Origin of the sequence: Mycobacterium sp. 1245111.1 (assembly GCF_001673405.1) — a bacterium.
Taxonomy (GTDB): domain Bacteria; phylum Actinomycetota; class Actinomycetes; order Mycobacteriales; family Mycobacteriaceae; genus Mycobacterium.
Map to the genome: position 1 here is coordinate 139500 of NZ_LZLV01000020.1, position 14493 is coordinate 153992.

Below are 14493 nucleotides of genomic sequence, written 5' to 3' on the forward strand. Positions count from 1 at the left end.
GCAGGGGTGATCACGATGAAGATGAATGCCGCGGTTCTGTGGGAGTTCAACGCGAAATGGAGCGTCGAGGAGGTAGACCTCGACGGCCCGCAGGACGGCGAGGTTCTGGTGTCGTTCGAGGCCGCCGGGCTCTGTCACTCCGATCATCATGTCCGCAGCGGCGACCTTCCCGTTCCGCTGCCCATCGTCGGCGGCCACGAGGGGGCCGGCGTCGTGCAAGAAGTAGGCCCCGGGGTGCGGGACGTGAAGGTCGGCGACCATGTGGTGGCGTCCTTCCTTCCGGCATGCGGACGGTGCCGTTGGTGTGCCAGCGGGCATCAGAACCTGTGCGACCAGGGCGCGATGCTGCTGAGCGGCGCCCAGCTCGACGGGACGTTTCGGCGCCGCTCCCGGGACCGCGATGTCGGCGCCGCATGCTTTTTGGGCACGTTCGCCCAATACGGCACGGTGCCGGACAGCTCGATCGTCAAGATCGACGATGACGTTCCACTCTCGCGTGCCTGCCTGCTTGGCTGCGGGGTCACTACCGGCTGGGGGTCAGCGGTCAACACTGCCAAGGTGAGTCCCGGCGACACCGTCGTGGTGATCGGCTGCGGCGGTATCGGCAGCGGCGCCATCCAGGGCGCACGACTGTCCGGCGCGGAGAAGATCGTGGTGGTCGACATCGCGGAAGACAAGCGAGACAAGGCTTTCCAGTTCGGGGCAACACATTTCGCCACGTCGATGGCCGAAGCCACCGCTCTGGTCGGAGACTTGACGCGCGGTGTGATGGCCGATTCGGCGTTGCTGACGGTTGGGCTTGCCGAGGGCCCCATGGTCGGCGAGGCGTTGGACATCGTCCGCAAGGGCGGGGCAGTCGTGCTGACGGCGCTGGCATCGATCACCGACGTGACACCGACCCTGCCGATGGCGATGTTCACGCTGTTTCAAAAGCGGCTGCTGGGCAGCCTTTACGGCGAGGCCAACCCGCGCGCCGATATTCATCGCCTGCTGAGCCTGTACCGCGACGGCAAGCTCTTGCTCGACGAGACGGTGACCGCCGAGTACAAACTCGACGACATCAACGAGGGCTACGACGACATGCTGGCGGGCCGCAATATCCGCGGCGTCATAGTCCACGACCATTGACAGGGGCGACGGCACGGCTGGATTCAACACAATCGACGACGCAGGAGCCCCATCCCGGGCCCGTCGAGGGCATCGAGTGACGCGGAGCGCCCGCAGACGCTCATCAACAGCGCGGCCACCGGCCCGTTGACCTCCAGCCCCTGACGCCACGACCGCGGTACATCGTTGGCGGACAACCGAATTCCGCGCAGCCCACCCAGCGGCACGAAGCCGATCGGCCAGCCGGCGGTGAGAAAATCCATCGCCGTCGCCGCACGCTGCACATCGGGCTCGAACGGCAGACCGAGCGGAATCCGGACGTCACCGGTGTGCACCAGGATGTCGGCCAGCGGACCCCGCGGGCCGAACACCGGTGAGGTAATCGGACGATCCGCGTGTTCATGCAGCGCGGCGACGATCTCGGCGATCGGCGCCTGCGCCCGCCGCCGCGCCAGTACGTCGATCCCTCGACTCAGGCCCCCGCACCGAACCCCCATCCGCAGAAAGCCCGCGGTCCCGTCGAGCACGGTGCTCACCACATGAGCGGCGACGGTCTTGACGTCCCAACCCTGGCATAGGCTCGGTGTCGCCAACTGCGCCTCGTCGAGGCCGTCGATCAGGCTCGCAAACTGACGCCGCTGATCCGCCACCGCCGCAAACACGAACTGATCCGTAGAACCGGCCACCACTAATCCCCGTCCGCCGGCGTCCAGATCTGTGTCGATTCCGTGCGGCCTCGCAGCACGGTTTCGCTGTCCGATACCCAATGCCGGCGCTCGGCCGCGTCAGCGCGCTCTATCGCGGCGGAAGAGCACACGATTCGATGGTTCAGCGTCTTGGCCAAGTCGGCCAGTCGCGCCGCCTCGTTCACGGGATCGCCGACAACGGTGTATTCATAACGGTTTTCGGCGCCGATGTTGCCGGCGAACACCGGCCCCGCCGAGACGCCGATGCCGAAGTCGACGTGCGGCAGTCGGTGCAGTTGGTCGCGGATCCGTCGGGCGGTGGCCAATGCGGCACACGCCGAATCGTCCAGCGCCAGCGGCGCACCGAAGACGGCCAATGCGGCGTCACCCTGGAATTTGTTGATCAGGCCGCGGTGGTCGTCGACCGCGCCGACCACGATGCGGAAGAAGTCGTTGAGGACTTGGGCGACCTCTTGCGGCGGCCTGCTCGCCGCCAACGTCGTCGAGCCGACCAGGTCGATGAAGAGGATGGCCGCTTCACGGACGTCACCGGAAAGCGAGGTGCCCTCCTCGATCGCGCGACGGGCCACGTCGGCCCCGACATGGCGGCCGAAGAGGTCGCGCAACCGGTCGCGTTCGCCGATCCCAGCGACCATGCGATTGAATCCGACTTGCAGACGGCCGATTTCAGACTTCTCGTACACGCCGACGAAGGTGTCGATGCTGCCTCGCTCGACTTGTGCCATCGCGTCGACGACCTCGCGCACGGGATCCGATATCGACCGGGAGGTCATGATCATCACCGGCAGACCGATCAGGATGGCGACCAGCGTCACGACCAGGATGGGCATCTCGACCGACCCGGTCTTCTGAATGATCCAGCCGTTGGAGCGGGTCAGCACCAGGCCGGCGATCGCCAGGCAGGGCAGGCCACTTCCCAACATCCACATGCCGACCAACCGGGTGAGCACGCTGGGCGCAACCACCAGACCCTCGCTCCCCTGGGTGGCGGCCACCATGATCGGCCGGAGGGATCGCTGGGTGAGCAGTAGGCTGAGGCTGGCTGACGCGCTCCCACCAAATACGACCGCCAACAGAGTGGGCAGCCAGAGTGCGCCAATGCCAACATGATTCACTGCGAGGTAGCTCAGACCGCTGACGGCCCACACGATTGCCAGCAGGATCGACTGCCGTGTCAGCAGGCGGGTGGCCGACCGCCGCTGATCGGCATTCGGTTGTCGCCCCGCGACGAACCAACGCAGCACCGGAACGAGATTCGCGACACCGCCGGCCGCCACGGCCGCGGTCCCCAGCGCGACGATGATCGCCGCGGTGATCAGGCTGATCGGCGCGAAGTACGCCTGCGCCTTGCCCGCGTACTGACCGTGCAGCGGGATGACGATGGCCGCGGCGTCGCCGCATCCGATCAGGTGACCGCACGCGAGGCCGGCCGCATAGCGAATCGCCATCCTGCGGCCGGTCGCGCGTTGCGCTTGTCCGGCATCGGTCACGGGACAAAGGTAGCCCGCTGACGATGCGTCCCGGAACGGCGCGAGGAGGAGGCGGGCGGTTCGCCTAGCCCGGGAACAGGCCGGGCTAGGCAAACTCGGTCAGCCGACCGGGTATCCCACGGATTTGACCTCGGTGTACTGGTCGAACCCGGCAATGCCGTTCTGGCGGCCTATACCGCTCTCCTTGTAGCCGCCGAACGGGACGTCGGCGCCGTACGGTGCGCCGCCGTTGGCACTCATGAAACCGGCCTTGATCCGCCGGGCGACGGCCAGCGAGTGCTCCAGCGATCCCGACATCACGTTGCCTGCCAGCCCATACGGGCTGTCGTTGGCGATCCGGATCGCGTCTTCTTCGTCGTCGAATGGAATGACCGACAGCACCGGACCGAAGATCTCCTCCTGCGCGATCGTCATTTTGTTGTCGACGTTGGTGAAAAGCGTTGGGCGGATGAAGTATCCCTTGTCGAAGCCGGTCTCCGCGCCGGGTCCGCCGACCAGCGCGGTGGCACCCTCGTCGACACCCTTCTGGATATAGCCCGTCACGCGCTCGAACTGGCGCTGCGAGATCACCGGTCCGCATAGGGTGCCGGGATCCTGCGGATCGCCGCAGGTGACGTTTTCGTAGATGCCCTTGAGGATCGCAACACCCTCCTCGTAGCGCGACCGCGGCAAGAGCATCCGAGTCGGGTTGGCGCACCCCTGACCCGCGTGCATGCAGGGCGCGATGCCGATCGCGCAGGCCAAGCCGAAGTCGGCGTCCTCCAACACGATGGTCGCCGATTTGCCACCGAGCTCGAGGAATAGCCGCTTCATGGTGGCCGCGCCCTTTTCCATGATCCGCTTGCCGACCACTGTCGAGCCGGTGAACGAGATCAGGTCGACCTTGGGCGACAGCGTAAGTTCTTCACCCACAAAGTGATCCGACGCGGTGACGACGTTGACCACACCGGCGGGGATGTCGGTCTTCTCGGCGATCAGCCGGCCCAGCCGGGTCGCGTTGAACGGGGTGTTCGGCGCAGGCTTGAGCACCACGGTGTTTCCGGTCCCCAGCGCCTGGCCGAGCTTGTTGATGGTGACCTCGAACGGGAAATTCCACGGCACGATCGCCCCGACCACGCCGACCGGCTCGCGCCATTGCTTGATCGCCGTGTTGGCACCGGTCAGGCTGACCACCCGATCGCCGAGGTCGGTCTCCCAGGCGTACTCGTCGATCAGCCGCGCCGGGTACTTGAGGCCGTCCTGCAACGGCGCGTCGAGTTGCGGACCGAAGGTGATGGCGCGGGGAGCACCAACCTCGAGGATGAGCTCCTCGCGCAGTTCGTCGATCTCCGATTCGATCGCCTCGTGCAACTGCAGCAGACAGCGCTTGCGCAGCTCCTTGTTCGTCGACCAGTCGGTCTCGTCGAACGCGCGACGGGCGGCGTCGATGGCCCGATGCATGTCCTCTTTCGAGGCGTCGGCGACCTCGCCGAGCGGCTCCTCGGTGGCGGGGTTGATGTTAGTGAAGGTGCCCGCCTGGCCGTCGACCAACTTGCCGTCGATCATCATCTTCGGCTCGAAGCGGACCTTTACAGTGTCAGTCATGTTTGTTGCGCTTTCGTTGAGGGGACGCGAGCAAAGAGCGCCGTGACGCACATTACTATGGGAAGCCTTACCGGAACGCAGTCGGTTGGCAAGACATTCAGTTGACCAAATATCTGTTCCACCGTAAAGTTCGCCATTGCCCGTCGTCAATCGCCCGAAACCATTAGGCCGGAGTCAATAGGGACCGTGGATTTCTCGTACCCACCAGAGGTGGAACAGGTCCGCAAGGAATTGCGCGCTTGGCTGTCCGCGAACCTGACCGACGACATCATCGCCGCCAACCGCGGCCGGGGAAAAGACGAGGCGGCGTTCCAGACGCTGCGGGCGTGGAACGCCACGATGGCCGACGCGGGATGGGCCGCGGTCTCATGGCCACAGGAGTATGGCGGCCGCGGCGCAGGGGTGCTCGAGCAGTTGGTGTGCGCGGAGGAGACCACCCGCGCCCGGGTGCCGGTCCACCTGAACGTGATCGGAATGAACAACATCGCGCCGGCGATCATGCAGCACGGGACCGAGGCGCAAAAGCGCACGCTGCTCCCCCGGATGATGCGCGCCGACGACATCTGGTGCCAGGGAATGTCGGAACCCGAAGCCGGATCCGACCTCGCCTCGCTACGCACCCGCGCGGTGCGCGATGGCGACTTCTACGTCGTCAGCGGCCAGAAGATCTGGACCTCGCTGGGCCACCGAGCCCAGTGGTGCCAGCTGTACGTCCGCACTGACCCGGACGCGCCGAAGCACAAGGGCATCTCGTGTCTGATCGTCGACATGTCGTTGCCCGGCATCGAGGTTCGACCACTTGTCACGATGAGCGGCGAGGCAGATTTCGCCGAAGTGTTCTTCAACGAGGTGCGGGTGCCCGTGGACGCCCTGCTGGGCCCGGAGAACGGCGGCTGGGCAATCGCGACCACCACGCTGAGTCACGAACGGGCCGGCGCCGCACGCCTTTACACCGAAATGCAGACCCGGCTGCAGGATCTCGTCACCGATCTCGCCGACGTCACGATCGACGGCCGACCGGTGCTCGAGGAGCGCACGACGCTGCGCCGCCTCGGCGAAATCGCCTTGCGCATCAAATATCTCGAGGTGCTGTGCCAGCGGTCGATCTCGGCGATCATGCATGGCGGCGACGCGTTCGGGTCGGCAAGCCTGGCCAAGACGATCTGGGGCGAGGTCGGGCAGGGCATCGCCGCATTGGCCTTCGATCTGGTCGGGATGGATTCCGCCGGACGCCGCTGGGCCGACTACCGTCTGACGTCGCGCTCGCTGACGATCGCGGGCGGGACGACGCAGATCAACAAAAACATCACCGCCCAACGCATTTTGGGGTTGCCGCGCCCATGAACCTCGAGCTGACCGACGAGCAGATCGCGTTGCGCGACACCGTGCGCAGGTTTCTCACCGAACGGGCCTCGATCGCAGGGCACGTCCGCTCGATGCTCGACGACGACACCGGTACGACCGACACAGTGTGGCGCGGGCTGGCCGAGCTGGGGGCCACCGGCCTGCTCGTGCCGCCGGAATACGACGGCGCCGGCATGACGATGGTCGAGGCCGGCGTCGTCGCCGAAGAGCTCGGCGCCGGGCTGCACCCTGGCCCGTGGCTGTCGAGCGCTGTCGCGGCGACCCGCGCCCTGACCCGGTTCGGGGTAGCCAACGACCCGGCCGCTCGGCTACTCGCCGGAATCGCCGATGGCTCGACGATCGCCACGGTCGGCCCGCTGGACGGACCGCGACCGAACGTGGTCGACGGCGTTGCGCGTGGCGAGATCGACAGCGTGTGGGACGTCGGCGCCGCCGACGTGTTGCTCGTCGTGGCCGACGATGCCGACGGCACAGCCCTTTTCGCGGTGCAGACGTCGGCCCCCGGGCTCGACAGCACGCCGCAGGCGGGAATCGATCAGACGCGCAAGCGGTTTCGGGTGACGCTCGAAGACGCCCCCGCGCAACGACTGGGTACCGCCGCGCCGGAAGCTTACGAGGCCTTGGTCGACGACGTGACGATCGCCTGGGCCGCCGACGCACTCGGCGCAGCGCGGGCGATCTTGCACCTCGTCGTCGAATACGCCAAGGTGCGACGGCAATTCGGTCAGCCGATCGGGGCGTTCCAGGCCGTCCAGCATCTGTGCGTCGACATGTACGAAACGGTCGAGCTCGCCCGCAGTGGCGTGATCCACGCGCTGTGGGCCGCCGACGCCGGTGACCGGGCCGAACGCCATGCCTCAGCGGTGCGGACGAAGGCGTTCGCCGGCCGGCTCGCCGAAGTCGGCGACATGGCCATCCAGGTGTTCGGCGGAATCGGCTACACCTGGGAGCACGACGCCCACCTGTATCTCAAGCGCCTGCTCACGTGGAGCGCGTTCCTCGGCGGCTCCGACCGCTACCTCGTGCAACTCGGCGTGCAGTTCGCCGATTCTGTTCTGCGCTGACCACTCCCCTGACGGCCCGCGCGAATACCGTTCAACCTGCACAATTGCCGGGTCGCAACCTGGTAGCGTTGAAAACCAAATGTTGGGTCAGCGTTCTCGCCCGAATGCAGGTGGGAGCTGTGGAGGTGTCGTGGGGCTTCAGCAACCATCCGAGGCTGCAGCAACACGGGACCACGCACGCCTAGACTTGGCCGATGCCGATTCGCCTGCCCGGCCCGACAATGCCGGACGCTCCCGCGTGACGCCGCGGGGACGGGGCAGCGCCAAACACACTGCCGCCAAGGCAGAGCGCGGAGGCGCTTACGACGACGGGACTCGTCGTACCGAAATCCTGCACACCGCTGCGTCATTGATCGCCTCATCGGGCCTGCGGACGTCGCTGCAAGAGATCGCCGATGCGGCCGGCATCTTGCCGGGAAGCCTTTACCACCACTTCGAATCGAAGGAAGCGATCCTCGTCGAACTGGTCCGACGGTATTACGCCGACTTGGACCGGATCGGCGAAATCGCCCACGAGCAATTGGACCAAGCGGACTCGCGTTCCGTCGCCGACAAAATCGTCGAGTTGGGATCCGCGATCGCCCGCTGCGCGGTGCAACACCGCGCCGCCCTGCAGATGTCGTTTTACGAGGCGCCCAGCGCCAATCCCGAACTGGTCGACTTGCTGCAGAACCCACCGACCGCCGTCCAGCAAGCGATGCTGCAGACCTTGCGTGCGGGCCGGTGGAGCGGCTTCATCCGATCCGACATCGACCTTCCCACGCTGGCCGACCGCATCTGCCAGACCATGATGCACGTCGGGCTCGACATCATCAGACACACCGGTGCGCCAGACCAGACCGCGGTAGTGATGTGTCGAATCATGTTGCACGGCTTGGCTAGTCGGGATTACAGCGATCGGGAGTTGAACAACTCCAGCGCGTTCGCCGCCGCCGAGGCGGCCATCAAGACGTGGACCGAGGACGAGTCCGATGACAACGACAAGGCGGCGCACGTTCGTGCCGTGGCGCGCGCCGAGTTCGGCAGGAAAGGCTACGAGGTCACCACAATCCGCGACATCGCCGCCGCAGCGGGGCTGGGCACCGGCACGGTGTACCGGGTGATCGGCTCCAAGGACGAACTGCTCGCCTCGATCATGGAGTCGTTCGGCCAGAAGGTCGGCGACGGATTCGCCAGCGTCATGCGCTGCACGGATGCAACGCCGATGGAGAAGCTGGACGCCTTGAGTTGGGTGAACATCAACGCACTCGACCAGTTCCCCGACGAGTGGAAGATCCAGCTCGCGTGGATGCGCCAGTCGCCGCCAGATACCCCCAACCCGGGCTTGGCGTTCCCCATGCGACTGCGGCAACTGCGGACGTTGTTGTCCGACGGGATCGAGTCCGGCGACATTCGCATCGAGGGCGCGCAGTCGCTGTCGATGCTGGCGCGCTACGTGATGGACGCCCTGTGGGTGCCGGAGAACATCGTACGGGCTCAAGGTAAGGACGCCGCACTGGTCAACGCGCGTGACACCCTGGTGCGCGGCGCCGCCGAGCGCGACATTTCCACCCAAATCTGACGACCAGAGTTTTAGATCCCCCTGGCGGAGGGGGTTCGCCCTCGCCTACTTGCGGAGACTTCATCGACCTGTCCTTGTGCCTGAGATCAGGCCTGCATAAGGTCATCGCAAGGCTTACTGTTGGCACCCCAAGAGAGGATCTACATGACCGCTATCGATCAGTTCCGCTACGACGGCAAGAAGGCACTCGTGGTCGGAGGTGCCACCGGCATGGGCGCAGCCGCCGCCAAGATCGTGGGCGAGCTCGGAGCCGAGGTGATCAATTTGGACTACGCCCCGGTCGAGGCCGGGCTCGGCCGCGGAATTCAGGTCGACCTTCGAGACCCAGCGTCGATCAACAGCGCGCTCGAACAGGTGGGCAAGGTTGACGCACTGTTCTCCGCCGCAGGTATCGCCGATGGTCCAGACCTGATGAAGATCAACTTCATCGGGCACCGGCACGTGATCGACACGCTGATCAACAACGGCCAACTGGGCCGCGGTGGGGCCATCTGCTTCATCTCCTCGGTTGCGGGCATTGGCTGGGAGACCGATCTGCCACGGCTTCAGGAGTTCTTGGCCACACCGGACTTCGAGTCGGCCGATGCCTGGTCCAAGGCCCACGAGTCGGACAACTTCGGCCACTACGGCACGAGCAAGCAAGCGATCAACGCCTATGTCGCTACGCACGCATTCCCCTTCCTGGCCAAGGGAATTCGGATCAACGCGATCTGCCCAGGACCGACCGACACCCCGCTGGCCCGCGCCAATGCCGACCTGTGGCTCTCGTTCGCGCAGGACTACCGCGAGGCCACCGGCACCGCGACGCACACGCCCGAGCAGATGGGCAATGTGATGGCGTTCCTCAACAGCGATGCGGCCGCCGGGATCAACGGCGTGACCCTATTGGTCGACTACGGACACGTCAGCTCGTCAAACACCGGCACCTTCGCCGCCGGCAAGCCGATCATCGACTTGCTCATGGGCCGCATCTCGCTGGGCTAGTCCATGACGCACGTTTACTCCCGAGGACGCACGCAGGCTGGTAGAACAAGTGGGCCAACTACACCTGCGCGCGTTGGGAGGTGCCCGGTGGGGCAACGGCTTATCACCGCAGCGGTGGGCGCCGCACTGGTAGCGGCGTCGTGTTCGGGTTGCTTCACGCGGGACGACAAAGCGACGCAGAAGACCGCGCACATCACCGTCGACAACAACAGCCGCACCTCGCACGCGATCACCTGCAACCAGGTGAACTGGCTACTGACTGCGAACATCAGCGCGGCCCCGGCCAATGTGAAGGTGCTGCTCCGGCTGGATTCGGACAAGCCCACGGTGGAGTCGGTCCACTTCGACAATTTCGCCGGCTTTTACGGTGTCTCCAACGGCGGCGCCGGCGATGCGAAGATCCGTGTCGTCAAGGACGTCTACACGATCACGGGCAACGCCGTCGGGACTCAACTCAACGATCCACGCGTCTCGGTGACGAAGCCGTTCTCCGTCGAGGTGGGGTGCTGAACGACGTTATTCCGGTTCGTCGTCAGGAGACGGCGGCTGAAACTCTCGCGCAGGCGGCGAATTCTTCAGCCATGCACGTAAACGCAAAAGCGGAGCGACGACGACACCGGTAGCCAACAAGATCAGCAGCACCACGATCGCGGCGTTCATACCGTCAATGGTGCCAGTGCGGGTCGCGGGGATTAGCAATTTGACGCCCGCGATGGCAATTTCAATTGGTGCTCCTGTTGCGAAAGTTGCTTGATTTACGTTTGCCCGTATTGAGATAACGCGTTGTTTACGCAGCTCACCGGGCCGGGGCCCGCGTTAACGGGATCGCGCGACGTTTGAATTCTCTGGCCCCTGGCTATTCGCACTCAGCGGTGTGCACCCCAATGATGCATTCACGCTCAAACGACAGGGAACGAAGAAGGAGCCCATCGTGAAGATGACGACGACCATGAAGACCGCTATCGGTGCCGCGGGTATTGCTGCCATCAGCCTGACCACTGCGGGAAGCGCTTCGGCCGCGCCGAATATTCAAGGATTCGGCACCAGCGAACCCTTGATCGACGGACCGATGATCACCAATTACACGGTGAACAACCTGCAGCCGAGTACCGTCACGATCCCCGGCTACACGCCGAAGGGGAAGCTCTACCAGGCTGACATCGTTGTGCGCTCCGACGGCGGCGTCGTCACACCTCTGGTACGCGACTTCAGTGCCCGAGGCCCCAACGGTCAGACCTACAAGCTGATCGACAATGTCGAGGTGCCGAACGGCCTCAACCCGGCACCCATCCCGCAGGGCAGCGAAGCGAAGGGCACGCTGTACTTCGACGCGACGGGTGCACCACCCAACGGCGTCGTCTACAACGACGGCATGCAGGACGTCCTGATGTGGACCTCGAACGTGCCGGGGACCTCGACGCCTAACGGGCCGGGCACGGTGACGCCGGGCATGAATCCCACGGAGCCGGACAACACCAGTCCCGCGCCGGGTGCGCCTCCCGCGCCGGCAACAGCGACCTAAGTCGAATTGAATTGTCTCCCTTCGCCACTCCGGTGGCGGAGGGAGACTTTGCTAACGATGGGTTGGCTGGAAAGCACCGGGCGGCTGACCGAGCGCCAGCGCGGTGCCCGTACCGATCGGGCCGGTGCTGTCGAACATCGTCGCCGAGCCCGACCCCACCCCGGCGGTGCCGTAGTAGCTCTGGGCGGCAAGCCCGATGTACTGCCCTTCGGGCAGGCGGCTGATCGCCACCGTGTAATCGGCATTGATATAACGCAAACCCGTGGTGCCCCAGTGCGTTAACGAGCTTATGATGTCCCCGGCAAAAGCCGCGCGAGTGAACGGCGTGAGCGGGTGGCCCGCCACCATCGGGCGGAACAAACGGCCCCACGCGAATTTCTGCACACCGGGCTTTTCCCATTCCGGCGGTGGCATTCCCGAACTGCCGGTGTCTGACTCGGAGTTGTAGGTCCATATTTCGAACGGCACATCGGTGTCGGGAGCGCCGACGTCAGTGGGCAGCGGTGGCATCGTCACGGGTCCCGACCACACTTCGCCTTCTGGGGCGGTGCTGCGACGGAGGAAGAGCGCGCTGGCGCGTGCCACGACGCGGCCCTGCTGACACATTGCGGCGTCGACGAGTTTGATGCGTCGGCCCTCGCGCTGAATCGACGTCTCGATTGTCACGGGCTCGATCGGCACGGGACGCAGCAGGTCGACCGTCAATCGAGCGGGTTGCAGCTCGTCGCCGCCATGACTGTCCAGTGCCCAGCCGAGCAGCCCGCCGACGATTTGTCCACCCATCGTCAGGCCCCACGGCCCGCGGGTCATCTCGCCGGGCACATAGAAGTCGCCGTCGGCGGTGAAAAATGCGTCCACCCGCTCATGTTAGGGAGCGGGCTGGTCCGCTATTGGTGCGGGCGGAGGGACTGGTATCGCACAGGGTTTCACCAGTACAGAAGAACCGTTCCCGTGCGCCTAAGCACGATGCATGCCAAAGTTCGAGGTGGAAACTCTTCGACTGAGCCCAACAAATCACGGAGGAGCTTCACTCATGGCGAAAGTACTTTTCATCGTGAGCGGAGCCGCGTATTGGGTGTTGAAGGACGGCAGCAGGTACGCCACCGGATACTGGGCCGAGGAGTTTGCCAACCCGTACGAGATCCTCACGGAAGCCGGCCACGAGGTGGTAGTCGCGACGCCCGATGGCGTGATTCCGACTGTCGACATGATGAGCTTGCGCCCCGAGATGGCGGGCGGCATCGACGGCGCCCTACGCCTGGAAGCCATCATCAGATCCGCGGAGGCGATGCGGCGGCCTCTTAAGCTTTCGGACGTCCGCCTGGAGGACTACGACGGCGTCTACCTCCCCGGTGGGCATGGCCCGATGGCCGACCTGGCGTGGGACGCCGATGTGGGACGACTGTTGACCGCCCAACTCGCCTCAGGCAACCCGCTGATTATCGTCTGTCACGCTCCTGCCGCCATGCTAGCCACCAGGATTCACGGCGTCTCACCCTTCGAGGGGTACAACGTCACGTGCTTCACCAACGAGGAAGAGGAGGCCGTCGGGCTAGCGCCCAAGGCGACCTGGCTGCTGGAGACTGATCTGAAGGAGAAGGTCGGCGTCAACTTCAGCCGCGGCCCGATATGGGAGCCGTACATGGTTGAGGACCGCAACCTTGTCACCGGGCAGAACCCGCACTCGGCCGCAGTCCTTGGGAACCGCATGCTGGAAATCTTCAAAGGCGCTTAGGCTCAGTCGGATTGCCGCGCGAGTGTCACGCTCGGCTATTCGGGCAGCCCGGCACGACGTGGTCGTTGCTGATACTCCGAAGAAACCATGTGTTGTTTAGGTTGACGAGTTGGACGGTTGCGTCCGAGGCTCCGGGCGCGCGGTTGATGTTGTCAGCGTTGACGTACCACGAGTGGGTGTAGGTATAGCAGACGTTCAGCGTGGCGTTGGAGTGATCCGCGGACTGAACGTCCACGGTTCCCAGGCTGAGACCGTCGTTGGAATGAGTTGTCTGATCTTGGGCGTCGTATTCGCCCTGCCGGCCCAATCCCTGTGCTGCAGTCCGCAATTGATTCCAGGGCTCTAGGGCCAGGTTCGGCTCGACGAGGTCGAAGAACTGCTTGGCGGCTGGGCCGCCTTGGGAGTGGTCGGCGTTATAGGCGCTGATCGCGGGCCAGATGTCGTGGGTGTAGCGGTCGACGATCTGTTGCTGGTTCACGGGGGGTTCTGCCTTCGCGGGATTGCTGGGCGAGCTGCACGCCATCAGCGTGATGATCGGGACAAGGGCGACAGCGAGTTTCATGGCATCCTCAGAATATCGGTGAGTCCGTGTCCTGTGACCGGATCGACCCTGACCGGGTTGCCGGAGTCGGGTGCGTTGATCATGTAGCCGTTGCCGATGTAGATGCCGGTGTGTTCTGTGCCTGTGCCCGCGTAGGGATTAGCCCCGCCAAACACGAGGACATCGCCGGGCTTGGCTGTTCCAATGACGGCGCTGCTCGGTATCCCGCCACCGGGATGGGTGAACGTCGGGTTGCCGTCAATGGCGTTGGTGCCCTGGCCAACGTCGAACCCGGCACCTTGCTGGACGGAGTAGCGGACCAGTCCGCCGCAGTCGTAGCCGTAGCGGTCCCAGTCGTGGTTCTGGTTCGCCCCCTGCCCGGAGTCGCCCTGCCCTCTCGACGGTCCGTCCGGGGACTTGTTCGCGCCCCACGCATACGTCGTATTCTGTTGTCCGACAGCATTAGCCAGCGAATCAATCGCCTTGTCGCCGGTCGGTGTGCGCGGGTCTGGCAGCGGATCACCCGGCTGGAAGTGCGCTAGTCGTTCGCGCCACTGGTCGGCGCTCAGTCCGGCCAGCAGGGGTGAAGGGTGGAGGTTGTCCGACAGGTGATGGCTGACGTCGGGTGAGTTGTTGTCTTTCGTCGCCTCGGTAGGAAATGGTTGATGGCCGCCCTTCGTCGCCAACGGCAACTGGTCGGCGGGTGTCGTCTTGCCGTCTCCCGGCGGTGGCGCTTGGGGTATCTCGCGCCCGTTCTGGTCGAGCTTGGCGTCACCGACCGCGGCCCGCATCGCGGTGGCCAGTTCGTGGTCGGTGGTGTGGGCCTTGGCCTT

Annotated in this window: 15 protein-coding genes; 8 read left to right on the top strand and 7 right to left on the bottom strand. The window is 65.0% G+C overall.

The genetic code is table 11. The features are described 5' to 3' along the window. Window positions 1-15: 15 nt before the first annotated feature. Window positions 16-1128: an NDMA-dependent alcohol dehydrogenase gene (locus A5658_RS04450; protein ID WP_067331639.1), complete on the top strand. Its 1113-nt coding sequence runs from the start codon at window positions 16-18 to the stop codon at window positions 1126-1128. Between the two features lie 23 nt (window positions 1129-1151). Here the strand turns inward: A5658_RS04450 and A5658_RS04455 are convergent, their stop codons facing one another. The 3 genes from A5658_RS04455 to A5658_RS04465 all read right to left on the bottom strand — a co-directional run bounded on the left by A5658_RS04455 (window position 1152) and on the right by A5658_RS04465 (window position 4888). Further along, window positions 1152-1793, bottom strand: coding sequence for a maleylpyruvate isomerase family mycothiol-dependent enzyme (locus tag A5658_RS04455; protein WP_082992941.1), 642 nt, complete (start codon window positions 1791-1793; stop codon window positions 1152-1154). A gap of 2 nt (window positions 1794-1795) precedes the next feature. Then, window positions 1796-3262 (bottom strand): adenylate/guanylate cyclase domain-containing protein, encoded by a 1467-nt coding sequence (locus tag A5658_RS04460; protein ID WP_067331641.1) that lies wholly within the window; start codon window positions 3260-3262, stop codon window positions 1796-1798. 141 nt (window positions 3263-3403) lie between these two features. Next, window positions 3404-4888 carry an aldehyde dehydrogenase family protein gene (locus tag A5658_RS04465; RefSeq protein ID WP_067331576.1) on the bottom strand — a complete coding sequence of 495 codons (1485 nt, stop codon included), beginning with the start codon at window positions 4886-4888 and terminating at the stop codon, window positions 3404-3406. A gap of 186 nt (window positions 4889-5074) precedes the next feature. Between A5658_RS04465 and A5658_RS04470 the strand changes: the two genes are divergently transcribed. From A5658_RS04470 to A5658_RS04490, 5 genes are all read left to right on the top strand, one after another. After that, window positions 5075-6232: an acyl-CoA dehydrogenase family protein gene (locus A5658_RS04470; protein WP_067331578.1), complete on the top strand. Its 1158-nt coding sequence runs from the start codon at window positions 5075-5077 to the stop codon at window positions 6230-6232. Continuing rightward, complete coding sequence (locus A5658_RS04475; RefSeq protein ID WP_067331580.1) at window positions 6229-7317, top strand: acyl-CoA dehydrogenase family protein; 1089 nt, start codon at window positions 6229-6231, stop codon at window positions 7315-7317. The genes A5658_RS04470 and A5658_RS04475 overlap by 4 nt, the downstream gene beginning before the upstream one ends. Window positions 7318-7555: 238 nt before the next feature. Beyond that, the gene (locus tag A5658_RS04480; RefSeq protein ID WP_067331582.1) at window positions 7556-8878 is read left to right on the top strand and encodes a TetR/AcrR family transcriptional regulator; all 1323 of its coding nucleotides are present in this window, start codon (window positions 7556-7558) and stop codon (window positions 8876-8878) included. Between the two features lie 144 nt (window positions 8879-9022). Beyond that, window positions 9023-9862, top strand: coding sequence for an SDR family oxidoreductase (locus tag A5658_RS04485; RefSeq protein WP_067331584.1), 840 nt, complete (start codon window positions 9023-9025; stop codon window positions 9860-9862). A gap of 87 nt (window positions 9863-9949) precedes the next feature. Next, entirely contained in the window at window positions 9950-10372 is a 423-nt protein-coding gene (locus A5658_RS04490) for a lipoprotein LpqH (RefSeq protein WP_197503039.1), read from the top strand. Between the two features lie 6 nt (window positions 10373-10378). Here A5658_RS04490 and A5658_RS27905 read toward each other — a convergent pair whose 3' ends face one another. Next, window positions 10379-10522: a hypothetical protein gene (locus A5658_RS27905; RefSeq protein ID WP_156751254.1), complete on the bottom strand. Its 144-nt coding sequence runs from the start codon at window positions 10520-10522 to the stop codon at window positions 10379-10381. Window positions 10523-10793: 271 nt separating this feature from the next. Here A5658_RS27905 and A5658_RS04495 point away from each other — a divergent pair, with 271 nt between their 5' ends. Then, complete coding sequence (locus A5658_RS04495) at window positions 10794-11384, top strand: MPT63 family protein (RefSeq protein ID WP_067331645.1); 591 nt, start codon at window positions 10794-10796, stop codon at window positions 11382-11384. Window positions 11385-11435: 51 nt separating this feature from the next. Here the strand turns inward: A5658_RS04495 and A5658_RS04500 are convergent, their stop codons facing one another. Beyond that, the gene (locus tag A5658_RS04500; RefSeq protein WP_082992942.1) at window positions 11436-12194 is read right to left on the bottom strand and encodes a thioesterase family protein; all 759 of its coding nucleotides are present in this window, start codon (window positions 12192-12194) and stop codon (window positions 11436-11438) included. A 223-nt stretch (window positions 12195-12417) separates the two neighbouring features. Between A5658_RS04500 and A5658_RS04505 the strand changes: the two genes are divergently transcribed. Then, window positions 12418-13119, top strand: coding sequence for a type 1 glutamine amidotransferase domain-containing protein (locus A5658_RS04505; protein ID WP_067331591.1), 702 nt, complete (start codon window positions 12418-12420; stop codon window positions 13117-13119). A 25-nt stretch (window positions 13120-13144) separates the two neighbouring features. Here A5658_RS04505 and A5658_RS04510 read toward each other — a convergent pair whose 3' ends face one another. Both A5658_RS04510 and A5658_RS04515 read right to left on the bottom strand, forming a co-directional pair. Further along, window positions 13145-13681 (bottom strand): hypothetical protein, encoded by a 537-nt coding sequence (locus A5658_RS04510; protein WP_067331593.1) that lies wholly within the window; start codon window positions 13679-13681, stop codon window positions 13145-13147. Next, the coding region (locus A5658_RS04515) for a C40 family peptidase (RefSeq protein ID WP_197503040.1) at window positions 13678-14493 on the bottom strand (816 nt) is incomplete at its 5' end. The genes A5658_RS04515 and A5658_RS04510, both read right to left, overlap by 4 nt.